Annotated in this window: 24 protein-coding genes and 1 pseudogene; 6 read left to right on the top strand and 19 right to left on the bottom strand. The window is 49.1% G+C overall.

The features are described 5' to 3' along the window. Nucleotides 1–58: 58 nt before the first annotated feature. Nucleotides 59–1,132, top strand: coding sequence for a glycosyltransferase family 4 protein (locus tag JOY44_RS01800; protein WP_171572050.1), 1,074 nt, complete (start codon nt 59–61; stop codon nt 1,130–1,132). A 28-nt stretch (nt 1,133–1,160) separates the two neighbouring features. Here the strand turns inward: JOY44_RS01800 and JOY44_RS01795 are convergent, their stop codons facing one another. The 11 genes and pseudogenes from JOY44_RS01795 to cas6 form a co-directional block, all read right to left on the bottom strand. Continuing rightward, nucleotides 1,161–1,739, bottom strand: coding sequence for a Uma2 family endonuclease (locus JOY44_RS01795; RefSeq protein WP_171572049.1), 579 nt, complete (start codon nt 1,737–1,739; stop codon nt 1,161–1,163). Between the two features lie 592 nt (nt 1,740–2,331). Beyond that, nucleotides 2,332–3,024: an IS1096 element passenger TnpR family protein gene (locus JOY44_RS01790; RefSeq protein WP_197984882.1), complete on the bottom strand. Its 693-nt coding sequence runs from the start codon at nt 3,022–3,024 to the stop codon at nt 2,332–2,334. Continuing rightward, nucleotides 3,024–3,182, bottom strand: a pseudogene (locus JOY44_RS01785) (transposase); the annotation flags it as partial. The pseudogene JOY44_RS01785 and the gene JOY44_RS01790, both read right to left, overlap by 1 nt. Before the next feature lie 36 nt (nt 3,183–3,218). Beyond that, nucleotides 3,219–4,292 (bottom strand): IS630 family transposase, encoded by a 1,074-nt coding sequence (locus tag JOY44_RS01780; RefSeq protein WP_171571797.1) that lies wholly within the window; start codon nt 4,290–4,292, stop codon nt 3,219–3,221. A 39-nt stretch (nt 4,293–4,331) separates the two neighbouring features. Next, complete coding sequence (locus JOY44_RS01775; RefSeq protein WP_203031912.1) at nt 4,332–4,559, bottom strand: hypothetical protein; 228 nt, start codon at nt 4,557–4,559, stop codon at nt 4,332–4,334. A 73-nt stretch (nt 4,560–4,632) separates the two neighbouring features. Beyond that, the gene (locus tag JOY44_RS01770; protein ID WP_197984880.1) at nt 4,633–4,809 is read right to left on the bottom strand and encodes a CRISPR-associated endonuclease Cas2; all 177 of its coding nucleotides are present in this window, start codon (nt 4,807–4,809) and stop codon (nt 4,633–4,635) included. Between the two features lie 26 nt (nt 4,810–4,835). Then, nucleotides 4,836–6,164: an IS110 family transposase gene (locus JOY44_RS01765; RefSeq protein WP_171571962.1), complete on the bottom strand. Its 1,329-nt coding sequence runs from the start codon at nt 6,162–6,164 to the stop codon at nt 4,836–4,838. Then, complete coding sequence (locus JOY44_RS01760; RefSeq protein ID WP_171571961.1) at nt 6,164–6,343, bottom strand: hypothetical protein; 180 nt, start codon at nt 6,341–6,343, stop codon at nt 6,164–6,166. The genes JOY44_RS01765 and JOY44_RS01760 overlap by 1 nt, the downstream gene beginning before the upstream one ends. Nucleotides 6,344–6,403: 60 nt before the next feature. Then, nucleotides 6,404–7,233 (bottom strand): IS5 family transposase gene (locus tag JOY44_RS01755; protein WP_242541705.1). Its coding sequence is split into 2 segments (ribosomal slippage): nt 6,404–6,849 and nt 6,849–7,233, totalling 831 coding nucleotides; the frame shifts between segments, so codons are not numbered across the junction. A 334-nt stretch (nt 7,234–7,567) separates the two neighbouring features. Then, nucleotides 7,568–7,819 carry a hypothetical protein gene (locus JOY44_RS01750; RefSeq protein ID WP_197984879.1) on the bottom strand — a complete coding sequence of 84 codons (252 nt, stop codon included), beginning with the start codon at nt 7,817–7,819 and terminating at the stop codon, nt 7,568–7,570. A gap of 12 nt (nt 7,820–7,831) precedes the next feature. Further along, nucleotides 7,832–7,939, bottom strand: a complete 108-nt coding sequence (gene cas6, locus JOY44_RS32745; protein ID WP_415881103.1) for a CRISPR system precrRNA processing endoribonuclease RAMP protein Cas6 — start codon at nt 7,937–7,939, stop codon at nt 7,832–7,834. A gap of 37 nt (nt 7,940–7,976) precedes the next feature. Here cas6 and JOY44_RS01745 point away from each other — a divergent pair, with 37 nt between their 5' ends. Together JOY44_RS01745 and JOY44_RS01740 are read left to right on the top strand one after the other, a co-directional pair. Beyond that, the gene (locus JOY44_RS01745) at nt 7,977–8,486 is read left to right on the top strand and encodes a helix-turn-helix domain-containing protein (RefSeq protein ID WP_171572048.1); all 510 of its coding nucleotides are present in this window, start codon (nt 7,977–7,979) and stop codon (nt 8,484–8,486) included. After that, on the top strand, nt 8,480–9,049 hold the full coding sequence (locus JOY44_RS01740) for an IS630 family transposase (protein WP_171572047.1): 570 nt from the start codon (nt 8,480–8,482) through the stop codon (nt 9,047–9,049). The genes JOY44_RS01745 and JOY44_RS01740 overlap by 7 nt, the downstream gene beginning before the upstream one ends. A 466-nt stretch (nt 9,050–9,515) precedes the next feature. Here JOY44_RS01740 and JOY44_RS01735 read toward each other — a convergent pair whose 3' ends face one another. The 3 genes from JOY44_RS01735 to JOY44_RS01725 all read right to left on the bottom strand — a co-directional run bounded on the left by JOY44_RS01735 (nt 9,516) and on the right by JOY44_RS01725 (nt 14,500). Next, on the bottom strand, nt 9,516–10,889 hold the full coding sequence (locus JOY44_RS01735; RefSeq protein ID WP_171572046.1) for an S-layer homology domain-containing protein: 1,374 nt from the start codon (nt 10,887–10,889) through the stop codon (nt 9,516–9,518). Between the two features lie 317 nt (nt 10,890–11,206). Beyond that, nucleotides 11,207–11,878 (bottom strand): Uma2 family endonuclease, encoded by a 672-nt coding sequence (locus JOY44_RS01730; RefSeq protein WP_171572045.1) that lies wholly within the window; start codon nt 11,876–11,878, stop codon nt 11,207–11,209. A gap of 12 nt (nt 11,879–11,890) precedes the next feature. Next, on the bottom strand, nt 11,891–14,500 hold the full coding sequence (locus JOY44_RS01725; protein WP_171572044.1) for a DNA polymerase III subunit alpha: 2,610 nt from the start codon (nt 14,498–14,500) through the stop codon (nt 11,891–11,893). Between the two features lie 247 nt (nt 14,501–14,747). Here JOY44_RS01725 and JOY44_RS01720 point away from each other — a divergent pair, with 247 nt between their 5' ends. Next, nucleotides 14,748–15,317, top strand: a complete 570-nt coding sequence (locus JOY44_RS01720; protein ID WP_171572043.1) for a Uma2 family endonuclease — start codon at nt 14,748–14,750, stop codon at nt 15,315–15,317. 46 nt (nt 15,318–15,363) lie between these two features. On the opposite strand, the gene JOY44_RS01715 is transcribed toward JOY44_RS01720, so the two are convergent. From JOY44_RS01715 to JOY44_RS01695, 5 genes are all read right to left on the bottom strand, one after another. Next, the gene (locus JOY44_RS01715) at nt 15,364–15,570 is read right to left on the bottom strand and encodes a hypothetical protein (protein ID WP_171572042.1); all 207 of its coding nucleotides are present in this window, start codon (nt 15,568–15,570) and stop codon (nt 15,364–15,366) included. A 4-nt stretch (nt 15,571–15,574) separates the two neighbouring features. Further along, entirely contained in the window at nt 15,575–15,952 is a 378-nt protein-coding gene (locus tag JOY44_RS01710; protein ID WP_171572041.1) for a GIY-YIG nuclease family protein, read from the bottom strand. 213 nt (nt 15,953–16,165) lie between these two features. Further along, on the bottom strand, nt 16,166–17,152 hold the full coding sequence (gene moaA / locus JOY44_RS01705) for a GTP 3',8-cyclase MoaA (RefSeq protein WP_171572040.1): 987 nt from the start codon (nt 17,150–17,152) through the stop codon (nt 16,166–16,168). Nucleotides 17,153–17,199: 47 nt separating this feature from the next. Continuing rightward, entirely contained in the window at nt 17,200–18,771 is a 1,572-nt protein-coding gene (locus JOY44_RS01700; RefSeq protein ID WP_171572039.1) for an MFS transporter, read from the bottom strand. Between the two features lie 93 nt (nt 18,772–18,864). Further along, nucleotides 18,865–19,269 carry a hypothetical protein gene (locus tag JOY44_RS01695; protein WP_171572038.1) on the bottom strand — a complete coding sequence of 135 codons (405 nt, stop codon included), beginning with the start codon at nt 19,267–19,269 and terminating at the stop codon, nt 18,865–18,867. 233 nt (nt 19,270–19,502) lie between these two features. Here JOY44_RS01695 and cbiD point away from each other — a divergent pair, with 233 nt between their 5' ends. Further along, nucleotides 19,503–20,621, top strand: a complete 1,119-nt coding sequence (gene cbiD / locus JOY44_RS01690) for a cobalt-precorrin-5B (C(1))-methyltransferase CbiD (protein ID WP_171572037.1) — start codon at nt 19,503–19,505, stop codon at nt 20,619–20,621. 89 nt (nt 20,622–20,710) lie between these two features. Further along, the gene (gene guaA, locus JOY44_RS01685; RefSeq protein WP_171572036.1) at nt 20,711–22,318 is read left to right on the top strand and encodes a glutamine-hydrolyzing GMP synthase; all 1,608 of its coding nucleotides are present in this window, start codon (nt 20,711–20,713) and stop codon (nt 22,316–22,318) included. Nucleotides 22,319–22,441 lie beyond the last annotated feature (123 nt).

Raw genomic sequence — 22,441 nt, 5'->3', positions numbered from 1 at the left:
TATGGAGTAATAGGAAATCAACCTATCAAATTGAACTTGACGGATCACTAAACTTCTTATGGATTCTATTTCGCCGCTCAAGCTGCTGTTTCTCTCGACTTCGGTAGGACCGTTGGGGTCTGGGATGGGCGGCGGCGTGGAACTAACGCTAAAAAATATCGCCCAGGCACTGCGCGATCGCAACCACAGTATCACTATCGTTGCTCCGGCAGGCTCCGTTTTGCAAGGCTTTCCGGTGATTGAGATTCCCGGTCGGTTGCAAAGTACGGCGCAGAGTGAAGGACGAGAGGCTTGGGTAGCGCTGCCGCCGGAGTCGGTGTTGGCAAATATGTGGGCTTATGCTCGTCTGGTGCAGACAGACTATGACCTGATTCTTAACTTTGCCTATGACTGGCTACCTTTTTACCTGACTCCGTTTTTTCAAACTCCGATCGCTCATCTAGTCAGTATGGGTTCATTAACCGATGCCATAGATCAAATGATTGGGCAGGTGGTTACGGATTTTCCTAGCGCGATCGCCCTTCACAGTCGCGCTCAAGCCGAAACCTTTGAGTTTGGCGATCGCTGCCGCGTCGTGGGCAACGGCTTTGATCTGTCTCAGTATCAATTTTGCGCTGAGCCTGACAATACGCTGGCGTGGGTCGGTCGGCTTGCCCCTGAAAAAGGCTTGGAAGATGCGGTGGCTGCCGCTCAAGCCACCGGAATTCCCCTCAAAATTTGGGGCGTGTTGCAGGATGTGCCCTATTGGCACGACATTTGCGACCAGTATCCCGATGCACCTGTGACTTATGAAGGGTTTTTATTGACCGCAGAGTTGCAGCAAGAATTAGGTAAGTGCCGAGCCTTGTTGATGACTCCCCGCTGGGTGGAAGCGTTTGGCAATGTGGTGATCGAAGCGCTTGCCTGTGGCGTTCCGGTCATTGCCTATGATCGCGATGGTCCCGCAGAAATTGTCCGAGATGGCAAAACAGGCTGGCTCGTCCCCCCCGATCGCGTTAAGGGTTTAGTTGACGCGATCGCAAAGATTGACCAAATAGATCGCCGTGATTGCCGAGAACAGGCAGAACAAGACTACTCCTTAAAGGCAATGGGCGATCGCATGGAACAATGGTTTGCTGCAATTCTCACCTAGCCTGTGTTTGGTTGCCCTCAACGTTTGCTCAAACATTAAGGTCGATGTTTTCATAGAGATCGATGATTTTAATTTGGGCTTCAAAAGTTCTCAGAGACAATGTGATAGTCGGATCATCGTATTCTGACAGTAGCCATTGATTCGCAGCAGTTTTGACATAATGTTCTACATGAACACGGTACTGATCGACCAGTAAATATTCAAAGAAACTTTCGATGGTACGGTAGGCTGAAAACTTTTCGCCGTGGTCGTAATCCTGAGTTGATTTGGAAAGAACTTCCGCCATAAAGCATGGGTTGATCACGGTATCGGTGCGCCCTGTTTGAAGTTGTAGAGGCTTTTCGACCACCATGACATCAGGATAGGTATAAAGCGTGCGATCGGGAACCCAAAGCCGTTGAACGGCTCCAAAAATACGGTAGGACTTGCCTCGCAAAGCAGTTTTTAAAAGGGCTGCAAGATTAATTGCCAATTCATTATGGTTCGGTGTTCCGCCAGTCATGGAAATAATTGCTCCACTGCGATATTCACTGCGGATTTCAGATGCAACCTCCAGTTCAAGATACTCTTCAGTTGTGTAGATTCGCTGTTCAAGTGCCTGTGTCACGGTGTGGTTTTAACTCCTGAGATTTCAATTTAATTGATCGACTCAATTACTCTTGCCTCACTCGATTGGCATCCGTTGGACGATCGCTATTGTTTCAATGGTGATGGTGCAGACTCGTTGCAATAGCTCCCTCACCGGCATCCTTCATCGAAGCACGGACAATCTCCTGACTGTGTTGAATTAGGACGGCAGTTTAAGAGTCTTCAAATAGAATATTTTCGTCGGGGTAGCCTTTCTCAAACTTTTTCTCAGTTTCTTTGTCAAGGCGATCGTACTCGTCCTTGCTTTGCCACCAGCCATGCTCTAATCGGCTCGCATCTTTGACCGGCCATCGGGAAAACCCATCGTGTTGAACTTTGTCTTAAAATCCAACTCTGGGATAAACAGATAGTTGCGGGGCTTGCAATACTCGTTTAGCAATCGCTCAAATTCGCTCAAATGCATTGCGAATGCTGGTTTCCTTGCGGGAACCGCCGTATCGAATGATGTTGGCAACTTCGTTCTGATACTGCGTAACCAGTAACCTGGATATGGCGCAAACTCCCGCAATAGGGAGGCATGGAAGGGGCGATCGCCGTGATTGATTGTCCCGTTACTCCTCCTCCCAGTCTGGATACTGCGGTGGTGCATCACCATGACTGTCAAGAATCTCTGCATACTGCGATCTCGCATCGTCCGGCTGAATCGCCTCTAGCTGTACAGCAAATTCCCACCAATCACCAAAGTCAAAGATATAAGTCATGGAAGCTCCCTCAGCCAGCGGCAGATCGCCAATCCGAACTTCGTCCGTTGAAGGAGATCCATCTGCATAGGGATGAGACACTTCAACCGTGCGACCCGTTTGATTTCTATACCTGAACATATCCAGATGATCCGTATCAAAATCGACGGATTCCAGAATTAAACGGCTGAGATCAACCAGCATCATTTCACTCGATAGCGCAATCCGTCGCCATGCTTTACCCAGCGATACCCTAAAGGTATACACCCCAGCACGAAACCCATATTGAGGTAAGACTAAGACATTCTGCCATTGTGGAAAATAGGGTTGCAAAGCGGGTTGGAAATCGTTAAGTGGAAGCGTTGGATTGGTCTCAGATTCCCACATCATCCCCTGTTCCAAAAAGGCGCGAACCATCACCTGCATCATGGCATCCCCAAAGGGCAATCGCGCAATCTGGTTCACCCGCCAGCCTTTTCCAGCTTCCGGTTTACCCGATTCAATCCTAAGAAAACCAAACAAATTCATCAGTGCCAGATTGTGTAGTTCGGGCCAATATAGCACTACGAAAGTACGTTAGGACAGTTCTTAAACGCGGCATCGACACAATCCCGAAAGTTGTCAAATTCATCCCACCGTTGCCGCATCCAGTTTTTGAGCACAAACCACCAACGCTCAATCTTGTTCAAGTCAGGAGAATAGGTCGGCAGATACCAGATCTCATACGGAATTGCGGAAGGCAGTACTTTTTGACCAGATTAAATTGCTTGAATCCAATCAAAGCCCACTTTGCCTTGAACTATCACAGGATGCTGCATCAACCATTGGCACCGCTTGACTAAGACATCCTCTAAAGCATCAAGATTGTCAAACACTTGATTAGCGATTGCTTCGCGCAGCAAAGACCAGACACATTCAGTGGGTTGCAGTTGGAGGGTATAGGGCAATAGCGGGTAGAAGAAAATGCCGGGGGGCACCTGAAGTTTTTGGCTCATATGCCACGCGGCCTGATCAACCAATAGAATGATCAACTGCTGACGATGGGGATTGACCTGAGCCGCAAATAGCTCTAACGCCATCTGCATCATGGAGACATTGGCACGGGGCAATAAAAGGAAGTAGCTCGCTCCAGTGGCAGGATGGACAAAACCATAGGTGTAGACCCATTGATAGCGGCGAGAATGATGCGCTGATGGGCGTTCTCCTATGGGTGCCCAAACCCGCCTGACAATGGGTTGCAAGCCTAATCGAGCTTCGTCTTCCGCCCAAATTACAATCTCCCGATTGGGAAACAACGAGCGCAACCACGCCACATGACCTGCCAATCCTGCTTTGAACTCTGCTTGCTGCTCAAGGGTTGCGCTTTGATGATGCACCGGACGCGGCACCTGCAAGCTCAACCCCAAACGTCGTAGATACTTCCAGGCTGTTGAGGGGTGTAAGCAAATGCCAAAGTAGGTTTCGATATACTCCCCAACTTTCGGTCCACTCCAGAGTCCGCCATCATCCGGGGCACTCTGTAAGCGTTGCCGCAATAGCCGTTGCTGTTCATCACTTAAAGCCAACCGATTGCCCCCAGGGTTCAAGCGTTGCCGATTGACTAGTCCGACCGCACCCTCGGCGTTGTAGCGACGGGCAATTTTCCGCACTCCACTACAACTGAGTCCACAAATCTCAGCGGTTTGTTCGATGCTCATCGGAGTCTTTGGATGACTGAGCAATCGAATCACCAACCAACGGTTTTTCTCGCCAGCATCTTGGCACTGAACATACCGCTGAGTTAGATCTGCGTAGTCTAGATGAGGGCTAATTTGAGTGCGGGGTCGAGGCATGGACAGAGTACCTTTTTCATCTTGCTAAATGATACTCCCCTACTCAATTCCGTATAACACCGTGTCGCCAAACACCAAATAGCCCTTTACACTTTGGACAACTTGGCTAGAAACGTTTTCCCACACCAAGCGTGGGGTAACCTTTTCTCCCACTAAATACCGATTGATTTGGTCGTGAGAAAACTTTTCGCTATGGTCTGCAAAATTGGTCAACGTATAGTTGATCTGGCTGACTAGCAGATATTGGCAGTAGTCCAGTCGAGTCACTGCTTCTTTCATACCTTGACTCTAGCAATTTGCCCCTATCCTAGACATCTCCCTTATTTTCTCCGCGTAAGTCCTATTGGATAATTAATTCTTCCTTGCGCGGCTTCTCTGATCCGTAGGTAAGCCTGCGCTTTACTGCTCCCGCATACAGAACATATACTCGCACCGCATCCTCATGTGGCTCAACCAGCTTCTCAAGCTGGATTTGTAGCTTTGCAAACTGCGCTGTCGTGAGAAAGCACTTAAACACACTAGACCTGCTTTGAAAATAGAGGACTAGCTCGGTGGTTGAGGGGCGGTAAGGGGCGTTAATTGAACCTGATATCCCAACCGCTCTATCCGGTGCTGCAAGGTTTGGAGCAGTTGGTGTTGGGTGCGTTGCCCCGAATCGGTAGTGCGGTAGTCGCGGTAGGGTTGGTGTTGTTTGAGGATGTGATAGACCGCAATCAACAGGCGGTGGGCGACGGCAACAATGGCGCGTTTGTGTCCCCGACGGGACGCAAGTCGGCGATAGACCGTAGCAAAATGGGAGGCTTTGCAGCGCACAGCAGCATTTGCCATTTGTACCAAGATGCTTCGCAACCAGCGATTTGCGGGTGGAGTTTTGCCAGAGTATTGTTTGCCCGCACTCTCATGATTGCCCGGACAAACCCCAGCCCACTTACACAGATGCGCGGCGCTGGGAAAGCGTCGCATATCACTCCCGATTTCTGCCAGCAGCAGTTGAGCACTGTGACGGGCGATTCCCGGAATGCTGTCGAGCAACGGCATCGCTTGCTGCCACGCCAACGGCAGGTCAGAGGAAGAATCTGTCTGAGGCTTGGATTCAGCCGCCGGAACGAGGACTTCGACCGGAGGCATGTGCTGCTCAATCAACTGCTCGATTCGCGCGTCAAACGGTTTGAGCTGGCGGTCGAGAAACTCTAGATGGTCGAGATGCATTTGGATCAAGAACCGATGATGGTCCCGCACTCGACCCGAGAGCGCTGCAATCAGTTCGGCTTGCTTGGATCGCATGCGTCCTCTGGCAAGTTCAGCGAGGGCTTCTGGGTCTTCAACTCCTGCCACCAGTGCTTTGAGTATGGCGCGCGACGAGACTCCCCCGATGTCACTGACCACCGATGCCAGCTTCAGATTTGCCCATTCCAACACTTTTTGCAGGCGATTGATGACACTCGCGCGTTCGCGAATCAGCGTCGTGCGCTGGCGGGTCAAGTCGCGCAAATCACGTTGGGGCAGGGGTGGAATAAAACTGCCACGGACGAGTCCATAGCTCAGTAGCTCGGCTAACCACTCGGCATCTTTGACATCGGTTTTGCGTCCAGGTACTTGCTTGAAGTGATGCGAGTTCACGACTATCACCTCAAAGCTGCTCTCCAATACGTTGTACACGGGTTTCCAATATTCCCCTGTACTTTCCATGGCAATGTGCGTGATCTCGCTACTCGATAGCCAGTCGCACAGATTTAACAACTCGCGGATGGTCGTACCGTAGGTGCGGGTTTCGCGCTGCGGTTTCCCATTCATATCCAAACTTAAGCAACAGACCACGACCGTCTTTTTGTGAACATCAATTCCAGCGCAGCGCTCATGGGTGACTTGCATCAGGCTTCTCCTTGATTAGGGTTAAGCTGGTTCACCCGCCATGTCGTTAATTGATCCTGCTTTGCGTGCTGTCTCGCAGTCGGCGAAATGCACAAATGGGTGTCCCAAGGGCGGGTACGGTCAGTCTCCTGCTCAGGCTGATTGGCACTAGTTCCAATTCGACCTCTAAACCAGTTCATCTGACGTTACCACTTTCATCCCAGGGTGTGAGCAATCGCTCATGATGTCTCTTGCGTGAATCAAGAAGAGAGCGCAAGCTCACAGTTGATGATCGCTGCAATGAGATTGAAGCGCAACCCGAAACGCTTGCGTCGATTTCGATACCGTTCAGCCAGAATCCGAAAAATCTTGAGCTTACGATTCACATGCTCAGCGACCACCCGTAATCTCGCTAGATTTCGGTTGTGCTGCCGCTCCGCTTTGCTCAGTTTGCCTTGACGCGGCTTCTTGGTTGAAGTGCAACTAGAGGGATGGAGCTTTGCCATACCTTGATAGCCCTTATCCGCCAAACACAACTGCTCTGGTAGCATCGGCAGACGATGTAACTTGAACAGTCGAAAGTCATGGACTCGCCCTTTGCCAAACGCCGTACAGATAATCTGTCCAGTGGCTTGATCGACCAGAACTTGAGCTTTTAGCGTATGCCGCTTTTTCTTGCCGCTGTAGTAGCATCGCTGTTTTTTGGGGGACGCTCAATCGGGCTTTCAGTTACATCGACTGCCCACACACACCAGGTACTGGCCTTCTGGTAGAGTTGCTTTTTGCCCGGTAACCGGAACTTACCTGACTTCATCAATCGACTTTCAACCTTCTGAATCAAGCGGCACACTGCCGACTCACTCAATTCCCAAGTGGTGGCAATGTGAAACTGGGTCCGGTATTCTCGCCAGTACTCGAGTACGACTAGCAATTGGTCTTCCACGCTTAATTTGCACTGTCCACCCCGTTTACCTGTTCGGTCAAGGTCAGGACGCAGCACGTCTATCATCTGCGCAAAGGTTTGTGGGTGAATTCCACATCGGCGTTCAAAGGCCCCAGGCTTGAGTTGGCTAAGTTGTTTGTAGGTCATAATTCCTCCTTGACCTATTTGTAGCCACTTACCTATATTCACGCAAGAGGTCTACTGTAATGCGTCCATTTACCATAGCCAGAAAGAAGCATCTTATCTACCTGGTACGACGTTTGCTCGCCGCTTTTGTATCAGCCAGGTCATAGGTGAGCAGGTAGAACTGCTTGCTCATCGCAAGATGAATGGTTTGTAAGGAATACCTTCCTGAAGGTGACGACTAAGTAATTGAGCCTGAAATGCGATCGCCCTGCCAGTGCATTCCTCCAGACAAAGACCCGCGGCATAAAGTTGAAAGTGGTCACTGAGATGCCTGCCTATCTGACCCTTCTTGTACTCAACGGGGATTAATGTCCTTCGCGCTCTTCAACTGCATCAATGATGCCGGAAACCAGGAGGTAATCGCGCCACACCCACTGATGGCAATGAACTCAGGTATCATCTTCTTGGATCGTGCCTTCTTCTTCGATTTACGATGCAGAAGAATGTGTTCGTTGTCCGCCATTTCACCCAACATATATTCCAGGTAAAAGCGACGTGGGCAATATTCCCTGGCATTCAGATATGACAGGGGTAAATAATCGTTCATTGCTGAAATTCCTTATTCCCGCTGCTCTAAAACGACATGCCCCATGCCCATTGACGTTTTGCGCCCGACTCCAGCAAAAAAGGCAAAGTGATACCAATTTAAATTGAGTAAGCGGCAAATGGACTAGACTGAGCGGAGTTGTTTGGAGAGTCTAGTCATGGCAGGTGTAATGTCAATAGACGTGAAAGAAAGTTTGGATGACTTAGCTCAACAGTTGCGGCAAGCCGAAACGCCAAGCGCTAAAGAACGATTGCAAGTGCTCTACTGGTTGAAACAAGAGAATGCGCCGAGCATTAGTGCGATTGCCAAAGCGGTCGGGAAACATCGAAACACGGTGCAAAGCTGGCTATTGATGTATCGCACTGGAGGAGTGGGGGCGATGCTAGAAATCAAGAAATCGCCGGGGGGAGTGCGAGTGATACCCCAATGGGCAGAGGATGCTTTGGCAAAGCGGTTACGACAGAGACACGGCTTTCAAAGTTATGGAGCAGTACAACAGTGGTTGGCAGAAACCTTGGGAGTAGAAGCGGAGTATCACGCGGTCTACCAAATGACCCGCTATCGGCTCAAAGCCAAGCTAAAGGTTGCTCGTCCTCAAAATTGCCAGCAGGATAGTGAACAGCGATCTGCTTTTAAGCAAACCTCAAGGGCGACCTCAGCTTGCTGAGTCAGTATGCTCGCCACCGGGGGCAGGATGAACGTCCCATTCGCTATTTTGCTCAGGATGAGAGTCGTTTTGGACTGCATACTCTGATGGGACGATTGATCACGGCGTGTGGCATCAAACCGATTGGGCAGTGGCAGTGGTTGTTCAAAGCGTTCTGGCTCTACGGGGCGGTTGAACCTGCCACGGGAGAGTCCTTTTTTCTGCAATTTTCTCATGTTGATACCGAGTGTTATCAACGATTCTTGAATGAATTTTCCAACGCTTATCCGGATAGTCTGAACGTCTTGCAAGTGGATAACGGGCGGTTTCACAAGGGTAAAGCGTTGGTGGTGCCAGAGAACATCATCTTGTTATTCCAACCGCCTTACTGCCCTGAGCTAAATCCTATTGAGAGGTTGTGGGAACATCTCAAGGCAAGTTTGAAGTGGGCTGCGTTCAAAACGCTCGACCAACTACAAGTCAAAATCGATCAACTCCTGGCTGAGTTAACACCACAAGTAATTGCTTCTCTCACAGGTTATTCCTTTATCCTGGATGCCCTATCTGCCTTGAATACTGTTTAAATTGGTATTACTTAGAATTTCCTGGGCTTCCTGGGGCAAGTATAGCTGTCGCCGGGTGTGTTAGGACAGATTGGTGATGAACATCAACACCCGTGAGCTTTGTGAATTGACCCTTGTCCTAAGTCTTCCGTCCGTTGCTATAATTCAAGCGGGGCAAACGGCGCAGTGATCGTGGCTGAGAACCTTGAGCAAATTACGCCCCAACCGCTGTCGAATAGTTTATCCAGCTTTTTCAAATTGAGAGTTGGCGATATCAAATCATTTATGAATTAGCCCTACGGAAAAAACCGTCACAATTGACCGAGTGGGGCATCGCAGCGAGATTTACGACCTTTCACCCAAACAATAGGACTATCTATCTGGACGGATACCATCGCTTTTTTGGAGGGATACAACACGTTGTACCCCTCCAAAAAACTTAGGTTTATGCGATTGGTAAATCACGATCGCAGGTTACATTCCCTGATTATGGAAGTGTTGTAGCGGTGTTGAGCGTCAGGTTCAAATCTGACATGGGATTGATCACAATCACCTCGCCAACGGTGCCGCGATCAATGCTGCCACCGATGGCTGCTCCGGCTGCTGCTCCAGTAAACACCTTTTTGGGTGTGATGATGCGATCGCCGATAACGCCAGCCGCGCCTGCACCGATAGCCGCCCCAATCGCTGCATCTCGGATTGCCGAACCTAAGTTACGACCCTGATTGGCACCCACGGCTGCACCGATGCTGCTTGCCAAAATTAGGTTTCCAGACCCTTGCAGGCGATCGCCGGTCACTCCACCAATAATCGCCGATGCACCTGCACCCAGCGCTGCTCCGCCCAAGGTTTTGATCAAGCTGGTATCCCGCAGGCTTTTCTTGGTTAGCACGATACCAGAAGACGCATTGATCGAATATTGCTGACCGCCAATGACCACGGTGCGAGCCACAAACTGTGAGCCGCCATTCACTGGCACCAGTTGTCCAATCACTTGGCTGCCTTGGGGAATCGCGATCGCGCCTGCCGAGTTCCGCACATCCGAGGCAACGGTTACTGTCAAATCGACTGTTTCATTCGGTGCCACCACAATTTGCGGAGCCGCCGTATAGCTTACCGGAATCAGCGTTCCAGCTACAATTTGCGATCGCTGCGTTGCTACCGCCGCCCCTACCACATACTGACTGGGAACTACGGAAGCAAATTGTCCCGCACCTGCTAAAGACTGACACAAAAATGTAGATACCTCTGCTCGACTGGCAAGCTGATTAGGATTCAGGAAATTTACATCAGGATAGTTGACCACCAACCGCTTCTCAGTTGCCGCCGCAATTCCTGTTTGGGCATAGCCCGGAATAGCAGACGCATCAGCATAAAGACCCAGCGTGTTAGCAACCGGTTGAGACGGAGCAAAATTTAGCCCACTTGCGAGCGAAACCAAAACTTGAGCGCGAGGAATGCTTTGGGTGGGATTAAACACGTTGCCAGGATAGCCAGAGAGAAAACCTGTTTGAGACGCATTGGTAATCGCGTTGTAAGCCCAATAATTAGAAGGCACATCTACAAACTGAGCGGCACCGCGATTGCGAGGCGCATTGGGAAACGCTTTGCCAACTAGGGAAGCATACTCAGCGCGGGTGACGGGATTGTTGGGGCGAAAGGTGCCGTCAGGATAGCCACTGATAATATTTCTTTGAGTGAGTTCCACAATGCAGGCTTGTGCCCAACTTCCCTGGACATCTGAAAAGCTAGATTGTGCCACGCTGGGAGCGATCGCAACAAAGGGTGCCAAGGAGCTGGTCACCATTGAAAAGGCAACTAATAAAGCAGGTGAAGATTTGAGTTTCATAGGGTTAGACATGGTGAATACTTTTAACGCAACTGATCACTAAGATGCGAATGAGCTAGAAGTGTTCCTGAAATTGTCACTATTCGTTAAAGCAATCGATTTATCAAGGAAGCGACAAAAGTTTCAATTTCTGGGAACTTTTTAAGTATAAATTGTTTCCCCTACCGGGATTCAATATGAGTGGGGTCAACAGCCGGATGATTGATAGAAAGGACTTTCAGCCTCTATCTAAAGGTAGACTTTGCATCGAATACTCACTTTGGCTGACTCGGATTTCAGCTTATTAGAAAAAGTATTTACTAGCTTTGATCAGAAGCAAATTATGTTGCTTATTGACGCAGGCGATCGCGCAAATTATCTTCAGCCGCCAGCTCATCTTGGCGACAGTGTTCCAAAAAATCGTAGAGCCACTCTTTAGGAACGGTAGGAAACGTTGGGCTAGTTTCTACTTCTACATACTCCTGATTTTGCAATTGATAAATGCGGAGGATGCGACCATCAAACCGCCAAAATTCAGGCACATTCATGCTGGCATAGAGCCGATTTTTATCAATATCAGTGTTAGTAATATCGACTTCCACAATCAGATCAGGGGCTGGATCGGATTCTAGATCAACATTTCTGCCCGACACGACTGGCTGATTTTGAATGTAAAAGGCTTCATCGGGTTCAGCCCCTTTTTCCAATCCTGGAAAATTGAGCGTGGTTGACCCCATCGTTTTGATTCTCTTGCCCAGTTCTCGCACCAGAATATAGATAAAGCGACCGATCATTCGTCCTGAAAAATCGTGGTCTTCAGTTGGCATGGTGAATTCGAGGGTTCCTTCGTCATAAATCAGGCGGGTGCTGCGAGATTGGGGCAGCGCATCCAAAATTTGCAAATACCCTTCCCATGTCACGCCATGAATCACAACGCGCTGTTCCCCTTGGAGGGCGATTCCCGTAGGGATCGTTTCACGAATCGCGTTTTGCTGCATATCTTCTGGTGCAGTGCTGACCATAACAGTCTCCATTTAGACGGGAACGGGAATTTTGGCGTTGACCTTGAGCAAATCCAAGCCTCTTTCAAATATGGTACCAATCGGCTGCATGGTGCCATCGGTGGTCATGAATTGGTGGTCAGGCGTTGCCCGCAGCGTCGTGCCGTCGTCAAGCTGATACTCCACTAGGGCTTGAATGCCGCGATCGTGCCATTGAGCGATCGCCTGCGTGTAAACAAACCCGTTCTCATCGACGCTGTAAACCGTGCAGGCTAATTGCTTTTGAACGATTTCACCAATCGTCACTGCACCATACTCCACCGTCAGAATTGGCGTATCGGCGCTGAGGCAGTATTCCGCGAACTGCACCATTGTTTCCCACAGATCGGTGGCAACCTTGGCTTTCACATCTTTTTTTTCGGCACCTTGCACAAAGAGTTCCTGATGCTTTTCCATCTCGGATTTTTTCTTTTTGCCCATCGCCCGCCGCAGCAAATCGGCTTGTCCCAAGGAGTAGCCGCCCATATCTTGCGCGATTTTCATGATCTGCTCCTGGTAGACCATGATGCCGTAGGTTTCGTTGAGGATTGGCTCCAGAATTTGATGGGGATAGTCGATTTTTTCGCGCCCGTGTTTGCGGTTGATGAACTTGGGAATCAAACCAGCATCTAAAGGACCGGGACGATAGAGCGCCAGCACTGAGGAAATGTCTTCCAGGCTGGAGGGCTTCAGGTCGCGCACAATCTGACGCATCCCCGATGATTCCAATTGAAAAATGCCTTCCAAATCGCCCTTGGCAAGCAGCTTGTAGGTTTTGATGTCGTCGAGCGGCAAATGATCCAGATCGATCGCGGGTTTGCCCGTTTGCGCGATTAGTTCGATCGCCTTTTGAATCATCGTCAGATTTCGTAGCCCCAAAAAGTCCATTTTTAGTAGACCCAGGGCTTCGATATCTTCCATATAATACTGAGTGAACACGGCTCCATCGGCATTGCGCTGAAGCGGCACAATTTCATCCAGCGGGTCAGAGGAGATCACAACTCCAGCCGCATGAATGCCAACGCTTTTGTTGGTGCCCTCAATCCGAATCGCCATGTCGATCCAGCGGCGAAAGCTAATGGCAGGATCGGTGCCGGGAACGGTCAGGTTTTTGTGATATTTTTCCTTAAATTCCGGGGCGGGCGTTTCGTCAGAAATCATCACCTTCAGCTTGACGGGTTTGCCGCGCACCACCGGAATCATTTTGGTCATGCGATCGCTCTCGCCATAGGGAATGTTCAGCACCCGCGCTACGTCTTTTAGCACCGCTTTGGAGGTCATGCGGTTGTAAGTGATGATTTGAGCAACGCGATCGCTGCCATATTTTTCAGTGACATATTCGATCACTTCTTCCCGGCGATCGATGCAAAAGTCTGTGTCAATATCCGGCATGGATTTGCGTTCGGGGTTGAGGAAGCGCTCGAACAGCAAGCCGTGATGCACCGGATCAATATTGGTGATGCCCAGAGCGTAGGCAACCAGGGAACCCGCCGCCGAACCACGCCCCGGTCCTACGGGAATGGCGTTGTCACGGGCATATTTAATGTAATCCCAAACCACGAGGAAGTAGGTGGCAAACCCCATTTGCTGCATGATCTGGAGTTCGTAGACCAGGCGATCGCGATACTCATCCGTAATTTGATCACGAGAGGTACATTCACGCCGCCACAGTAAGCCTGCCCAGGAAATTTCCACCAAGTATTCATCATGGGTGTAGCCATCTGGAATGGAATAGTTGGGAATGCGCGGGATTCCCATAATTTCGTAGGGTTCCACCTTGTTTGCAACTTCCAGCGTCGTCGCGATCGCCTCTTCAATCACATCCTCGGTTAAATGATCGCGAAACAGCTGTCGCATCTCATCCGCCGATTTTAGATATTCGGTGCCGCTATAACGCAAGCGCTTATCTTCCGAGATCAGCTTGCCCGTTTGGATGCACAGCAGCGCATCGTGCGCCTCCACGTCATTGCAGGAAATGTAGTGAGAATCGTTCGTACAAAGAATCTTGATGTCTAATTCACGGGCAATCTTGACCACTTCCACATTCACGATCCGGTCTTCAGGTGATCCGTGATCCTGAAGTTCCAGATAATAATCCTCGCCAAACAGATCTTTGTACCATTGGGCGACACGACGTGCAATTTCGGGCTTGTTTTGCAAAATCGCTTGGGGCACTTCTCCACCCAAACACGCTGAGGTGACAATCAACCCCTCGCGGTATTGTTCCAGCACGTCTTTGTTGATGCAGGGACGCGCAAAGATGCCTTTTCCCTGATAGCCTTGCAGGTTGGAAATGGTCGTCAGCTTGACCAGATTTTTGTAGCCCTGAGTGTTTTTTGCCAGCACCACCTGGTGATATTTGGGGCGACGCTCTTGCTTAGTAATGTCGCCATTGATCACATACATTTCGTTGCCAATGATCGGCTTGATGTTTTTGCCCTTACACACCTTCAGCAGCTCGATCGCGCCATACATTACACCGTGATCCGTCAGGGCGATCGCGGGCATCTCCAGTTCCAAGGCGCGATCAATTAAAGCCGGCAACTGACTGGCACCGTCAAGCAGGCTGTAATCACTGTGAATATGAAGACCAACAAAGGACATAATGGCTCAGGCGATCGCAAGGTCGAGTTTAGAATACTCGAAGTAAGTCCCTATGACTAGCGTTCTTGATAAGATGCAACCCTAGATATGGGTTCTAAATTGATTAAGCAGATCAAAAATCGTACTATCTATGATCTAGCACGGATGTATTACTAAAATCCGATTTTTTTGGAGTTCCTGAGCGCAATAAAATTAGTGGCGATACACTAAATTCAGGATAAGCCGCATTCGTTTTGGGAGAGTATCCATGCTGGCAGACCTTCGGCTGATCTCTGTGCAGGAATACCACCGAATGGCAGATACTGGCATTCTGGACTCCGATGAGCGAGTGGAGTTAATTGATGGATACATTCTCAAGATGGCTGCCAAAGGAACTGCCCATTCTTCAGCAACGACCCGCACCGCAAGACTGCTGGAGCAACTCTTGGCAGGGCAAGTATGGATACGGTTGCAAGAACCGATTCGGCTCAACAATTATTCAGAACCGGAACCGGATATTGCCGTTGTGCAGATTGATCCATTGGATTATGCAGACCACCATCCCACCGGAGCAGAAGTTTACTTAGTCATTGAAGTAGCCGATTCTAGCTTGCAGAAAGACTGCGGTTTAAAGGCAACGGCATACGCGCGATCGCAAATTGCAGACTATTGGGTACTCGACGTAACGGAACGCAAACTGCACATCTTTCGAGAACCTAGCCAAGACGGATATCAGAGTGAAACAGTGCTGCTAGAAGATGCCGTTGTCTCGCCCTTGCAGTTCCCAAACGCGATCGCGATCGTTCGAGATTTACTCCCCAAAGTTCGCGCTGACTGATAAAGGAGGTGTTGGCTGCGATAGCTCCGAGAATAATTCGGGAATTTTATTGTCCGCGCCCTGGCTTGCAGTCTGCAAAACCCAATGCTTCTGTATCCAAAAAACTAGCGATCGCCATCTCAAGCACGGCTTCGACTGGATATTCAATTTCAGTGGCACGAGCAGTGAGAGCCGCTTGAATTCGCTCAGGTAAGCGTTTCAGAATGACTTCGGCATCAGCAGGAGAAAGTTGCTCTTGAAGTTTGGCTTGCATCGCTTCACCTATCGGCTGGAATCTGAACGTTATAAGGGGGTTCAGTGGCTCTTAAAATGATCGCTTCTAGCTCCAATAGTAGCGTAGGGTTTCCCCAGTAAGAAATGAACTGGATTGCAATCCGCACATCGTCATCGTTGTATTTGTCGAGCCATGCCCACAAAAAAGCTTTGTGTCCACCGCTAAAGCGACCTCGCAGACTCTTGGTTTTTCCGATGTAGAGCAAGCCATCGGTTTTGTGCTTGATTGCATAGATGCCGGGACGTGCGGGAATATTATCAAATTCGCGGCTTAAAGGTTGGCATTGTTCAAAGGGAGTAAAGGCGATCGCATCCAGAATTCTCCGAGCCTGGATTTGCAATTCAGAATCGTTTGTTGTCATGAAGGCAAGAAGGCGTAACACCCAAATTATGCTCCCACAAATCCTACCGCAGCCTACTTGCTCAGTACTGATGTGCGCGATCGTTCGAGATTTACTCCCCAAAGTTCGCGCTGACTGATTGGGGATGTGTTGGCTGCTATCACATCGATTGGCTGTAACCAACGCCTGTCATCTCGAGATTAGTCCATTAGAGCAAGCGATATAAGAGCTTTCCTAACCGCCAATTTGAGACATGGTGCGGGCATAGCGTCCCGTGGTGCCAGAATCGCGTTCTTTGTAGTTGATTTCGGGTTTGAGGAAAACCAGTTCGCGTACTTGACGGCGGAGATCTGCTAGGGGAACACCCGATCGCAAGCCTCCCTTTAAGTCAATTTGCCCCGTTTCATTCAGCAGGCAGGGTCGCAGCCAGCCATCGGCAGACAGACGCATTCGGTTGCAGCGATCGCAAAAGCATTCTGACATCTGGCTGATAAAGCCCAAGGTGCCTTTTGCGCCAGGGATTTGGAAGATATCGGCGGGTCCATTGCCGCGCACCTGACCTTCGGTTAAGCCCCAGCGATCGCGAATTTGACGGCGCAGTTCTTCGGAGGCGACCCAACCGCGATCGCTAAACAAATCGCCATTGCCAATCGGCATGAACTCAATAAAGCGAATATGCCACTCGCGATCAATACTCAATGCTGCTAAATCTAAAATTTCTGAGTCATTCACACCGGGAATCACGACCATGTTTAGCTTTAATGGGTTAAACCCCACCTGATGCGCGGCTTGAATTCCATCCCAAACCTGTTGCCAGCGAGTGCGTCCTCGATTACCAATGATTTGGTCAAACACTTCTGGTTTCAGCGAATCTAGACTAATGTTGATGCGTCGTAAGCCTGCCTCGTAGAGGGATTGTGCTAACTTTTCTAAGTAAAACGCGTTTGTGGTCATGGAAAGATCTTGAGTTTCGGGCAGGTTAGCGATCGCCCTCACAATTTCCACCACATCAGGGCGAATCAGCGGTTCTCCCCCTGTCAATCGAAAGCGAGTGAACCCAATGGGAATAAAGATTTCCTGTAGCAAGACTAATAGCTCATCCTGCGTAATCAAGTCTTGCTGCAACACATAGCTTAGGTCAGCACCTTCAGGCATACAGTACTGACAGCGAAAGTTGCAGCGATCAACCAGGCTAATACGAAGATAGTCAATTGCATTCATGCTTCTATTCTGCCGGATTGTCAGAGTTGCTGCGATGATATACGTTTCTAGTCACTGATTTCTACAGTAATCGGCATATCTGGCAGAGAACTTGCCGTTGCTACAGGAGGTGGACTTGTATCAGATAGGCGGGAAGAGTGAGTCGGCAGCACTAGTCGCAAAGTTTGCTGCAAAGATTGCCCTCCCTGTTCCTTAACAAAAACAAGCGGAATTAGGGCAGCAAGTCGGGCGATCGCGGATAGGGCAAACAAACCAGGAATACCACCATAGTCAGCAAATTCTGCCAGAAAGCCCCCCACTGAAGTGCCCAAGGCACCACTAATCCCTGCTACGGCTGCTGCAAATGCAAAAAAAAGTGGTTGATGTCGCAACGGCGCAACCCCTAATTGCAAATTGTTGGTGCACAGATCGATCGCTGCCCAACTGCCACCTGCTAGCAAGTGCAACAGCGGGAACCAAAGCCATAGCGAGATATCATTTGCGCCCGTGATTAGCCACAACAACGGAAACAACGCCACTAAAACTCCATCGATCAGCAAAATTGGGCGATTTCCAATCCGATCTGCCAATTTTCCCCACGCGATTAACATGATTAAGTGAGCACCTGCCTGCAAACTCGTGTAAATAGTGACCCAACGCAAATCAATTGCCAAAGTATCCAACAGATACACGTTAAAAAACGGTGCGCTCAGATTCACTGCAAACATCCACAGGGCAAAATACAGCAGAAACAATAGAAAGTTAGTGTTTTGAAAGAATTGCGAAATTAATGGGATGGATGTCGGCGATTCCGGTACGGCTCGGTTTACGAATTCTTGGGGTGCTAAATCTATTACATTGCTATCAAAAACCGTTGTATGTTCTATTCGCTGATTGGTTTGGCGATCGCGTGGGCTAACATCTGCCATCCAAAATTGAAACCCCAGGCTGATTATGCCAGCAATGACTCCTAACAGCACAACAACGCCATAACCTTGCTGGGCCCCACCGCCCCACGCCGATACAATCCAGCCTAAGACAGGAATCGATAATAAATTCATTAAGCTCATGGCACTAGCACGCGTGCCAAAATAGCTGCCGCGCAGTTTTGATGGCACCAGCGTTGCGAGCCAGCTCAACCAAGAAGCACTGCCCAAAGCCGCCAAAAAATAGGTTAAGCCAACAATTGTTAAGGTCAAGTTGACCCAGGTTGGCTCGTTCCACTGTCCAGCCCAAAAAATGGCGGCTGCTAAAATCAACCACAGTAACCGCGACGGCACATAAATCCAAAAGCAATACCAATGGTAGCTACCAACGCGATCGCTCCACAGCGCACCCAACGGCTGCATCAGATTTGCCAGCATCGGAATCGATGATAACAACCCAATTTGGCTAGGACTCGCATTCAACCCCACCAAGAAATTGCTGAGTAGCACTCCTCCAGTGGCATTAGTAAAAATTGTGGCAAAAATGCCATCTACCGTAGAGGCTTGTAGACTAGTACGAATCTGGGCCTTAGAGATAGGAATTGTCAGACTTAATACATGAGAATCTGACTCATTCTTGCTAAGTATGGTTGTTAACTCTAAATCGACTGTAACTGGACCTTCAACGCATGAGGAAGTCTCTGGCTCCGACATTTCCAATTACCGCCTTAGGGATTACACTCACATCACGCTTTCATACTAAATAGCATCCAGTCTCTTTGCTTGCACCCTCAGAAATAGCTTTAGCTAAGAGGCTTGTTTAATATCTAAAAAACGTTCTAGCTTTGATTCAAAAACATCATCCCAAGCGCCAAATCGAAGGTTGCGCTGTCGATCCCATTCAGTTTCTACAGAGGCACGGGTTTGGGGATTCATCGACTGAAAAGAAAGCGACTTTCCTAAAACGGTTGCTTTTTCAAGCCCTGCTACCAGTGCTTTTACTCCGTTAAAGTCAGTGACATCGCCCCACAGCAAATCTACGATTACACCTTCTACAGCTAAATCCAATGCTTCTTCTAAGGATTGTTGAAAGCTGTGACTACAGGAGGCACTCAGGTCAGTATTGGGCTGAAGCACAATAGTCCGTGGATTGCAGGAATCGGTTTGGTCAATTTCAAAGGGGGTTTCTGGACGATGAAGTGTGCTTTCCATAGGAACCTGATTAAAAAGTCGAGCGGGTGACGATAGACATGGGAAAGGAGAAGTTCTCACTCCTCTACAGTGGGATAATTAGATGGAAAAAGCCTACTTCTGGGTCACACCTTTTTGTGTCTTTCATCAGTTCAAAGTGTGTCACTAGTCATGATAAGGCGTGTTCCTTGTCCTGCGATCGCGTGCTGCTCATCACCCTCTCCTAAGATCTTGATCACACATTAACTTTCTTCATGCCTACTCCACGCGCTGGATATACGCTTCCGGTTTTTGCTTGTGCTGCCGCGATCGCGGCTTTGCAAAAGCTGCAAGATCCTGATCCTGTCTTATCGGTCTTTCTTAACTTGATTGAACCGTCCGAACGGGTAGAAATTGCGGTTGAGCAAGCTGCCTGTTTACAGCCTGGAGCCGCCATGGCGATTACTCGCAGCGATCCGGGCGATAACTTGGATCTTACCCGCCATACTCCTATTTGGGCGCTCGTTGAATGGGGCACCGCCGAGCAAACTGACGCGATCGTGTTGCAGGGTGGCGAAGGCGTTGGACGACTCGCCGATGGACAAGCCGCCTTCTACGCCTATGCAAAACGGTTATTGCTAGAAAACCTGTTGCCCTTACTCCCACCCGGAAAAACTCTCAGGGTCACCGTGATTTTGCCTGAAGGGAGGCAATTAGCAAAACGCACTTCCAATGAAGCGTTTGGAGTAGTTGAAGGCTTATCGCTGTTGGGAACAAGCGGTATTTCCCAGCCGCTGAGCGCTCCAGGGCAGTTGGAAATATATCGAGAAGATCTAAAACAAAAGCACACTCAGTTTGATGGATTGGTGTTTTGTATTGGCGAAAACGGGCTAGATCTGGCACAACAGCTTGGAGTGGAGCCGAACCGACTGGTTAAAACTGCTAATTGGTTGGGTCCACTGCTAGTGGAGGCTGCACTTCAGGGAGTGCAGTCTATTCTTTTATTTGGCTACCACGGTAAGCTATTGAAACTTGCAGGCGGAATTTTTCATACCCATCATCATGTTGCCGATGGGCGCATGGAAATTTTGACGGCGCACTGTGCCAAAGTTGGGGTGCCTGCTGCCGATTTGCAAATTATTTTTGCCGTGCCAACCGCCGAGGATGGTTTGAAGTATTTAAGAGATCTGGATGCAGTCAGCGGTCAGACCTGGGTAGAACAGGTGTATGGCGAAATTGCTGAAGCGATTGATCAGCGCTCTCAGACGTATGTTCATGCCCACAGCGATCGCGTCCTCACCATCGGTAGCGTTTTGTTTGATCGCCATCGAAATATTGTTATCGCTAGCAAAACAGGCGCAGGTTTACTTAAACGATTGATTGAGTCGGGTTAGAATGAAAGGATTAACTTTTAATATTTGTAACGCTATCTTTTGGATCAGCTTTTTATTTATTCTTGCTCACATTCACTCAAATCAGAATTATGGTGACTCTACAAACTCAACAAGAACAAGCTGAATCGGTAGAGAAGCTTGATCACCAAATCATTATCATTTTGGATTTTGGCTCTCAATATTCTGAGTTGATTGCACGGCGTATTCGCGAAACCCAAGTCTACTCTGAAGTATTGTCCTATCGCACAACCGCTGAGCAAATTCAAAAGATTGCGCCTAAAGGAATCATTTTATCGGGTGGACCCAGTTCTGTTTATGGAGAGAATGCCCCACACTGTGACCCCAAAATTTGGGGGTTAGGCATCCCTATTTTGGGGGTTTGTTACGGAATGCAGCTCATGGTGCAGCAGTTAGGCGGTGGGGTGGAACAGTCGGAACGTGGGGAGTATGGCAAAGCGTCTCTGGTGATTGATGATGCAACCGACCTGCTGACTAATGTGAACGATCGCACCACTATGTGGATGAGCCACGGTGATTCGGTGACCCATTTGCCAGATGGATTTGAGGTGTTGGCGCATACTGACAATACGCCTTCTGCTGCGATCGCCCATCATAAAAAGAAACTCTATGGTGTTCAATTCCATCCAGAAGTGGTGCATTCGATCGGGGGACAGGCGTTAATCCGCAATTTTGTTTATCACATTTGCAACTGTGAACCCACTTGGACGACTGCCGCATTTGTAGAACAAGCGACGCGAGAAATTTGTGCAAAGGTGGGTGACAAGCGCGTTTTGCTGGCGCTATCGGGTGGGGTTGATTCGTCTACGCTGGCATTTTTACTGCATCAGGCAATTGGCGATAAACTCACTTGTATGTTCATTGACCAGGGCTTTATGCGAAAGCTAGAGCCAGAACGCTTGATCAAGTTGTTTCATGAGCAGTTTCATATTCCAGTGCAGTATGTGAATGCACGAGAACGCTTTTTGGCGGCGATCGATGGGGTTAGCGATCCTGAGGAAAAACGCAAACGCATTGGTCATGAATTTATCAGCGTTTTTGAAGAAGAATCTAAGCGGTTAGGACCATTTGACTATTTGGCGCAGGGCACTCTTTATCCAGATGTGATTGAATCGGCTGACACCAATGTTGATCCTAAAACCGGCGATCGGGTTGCCGTGAAAATTAAAAGTCACCATAATGTTGGCGGATTGCCTAAAGATCTGCGCTTTAAGCTAGTAGAACCGCTACGAAAATTGTTCAAAGACGAAGTTCGCAGAGTGGGAACTTCCATTGGCTTGCCTGACGAAATTATCAAACGTCACCCTTTTCCTGGTCCTGGTTTAGCCATCCGCATATTAGGCGAAGTGACCGAAGAACGCCTGGATATTTTGCGAGATGCGGATCTGATCGTTCGGCAAGAAATTAACCGTAATGGAGTCTACGACGATTTTTGGCAGGCCTTTGCTGTCCTATTGCCCATCCGTAGTGTTGGAGTCATGGGCGATCAGCGTACCTATGCTTACCCGATTGTGTTGCGGTTTGTCAGCAGCGAGGACGGTATGACGGCTGATTGGTCACGGGCACCTTACGATTTGTTGGAAACCATCTCCAACCGAATTGTGAATGAGGTGAAAGGAGTTAATCGAGTGGTATATGACATCACATCCAAGCCGCCCGGAACCATTGAGTGGGAGTGAGTTCTATCCTCAAGCTGTTGTGGAAAACTCAAGATAATCTGTGGAAAACCTGCATAATATGCAGATCTCCTGTGGAAAACGCTTGTATTAGTGGAGAAAGAGAAAGCCAGAAGTAGAGGGAAA

The sequence above is a fragment of the Leptolyngbya sp. Cla-17 genome, assembly GCF_016807185.1.
Taxonomy (GTDB): domain Bacteria; phylum Cyanobacteriota; class Cyanobacteriia; order Leptolyngbyales; family Leptolyngbyaceae; genus ULC077BIN1.
The sequence above is the reverse complement of the archived record's forward strand: the minus strand, read 5'-3'. Positions and strand labels throughout refer to the sequence as shown.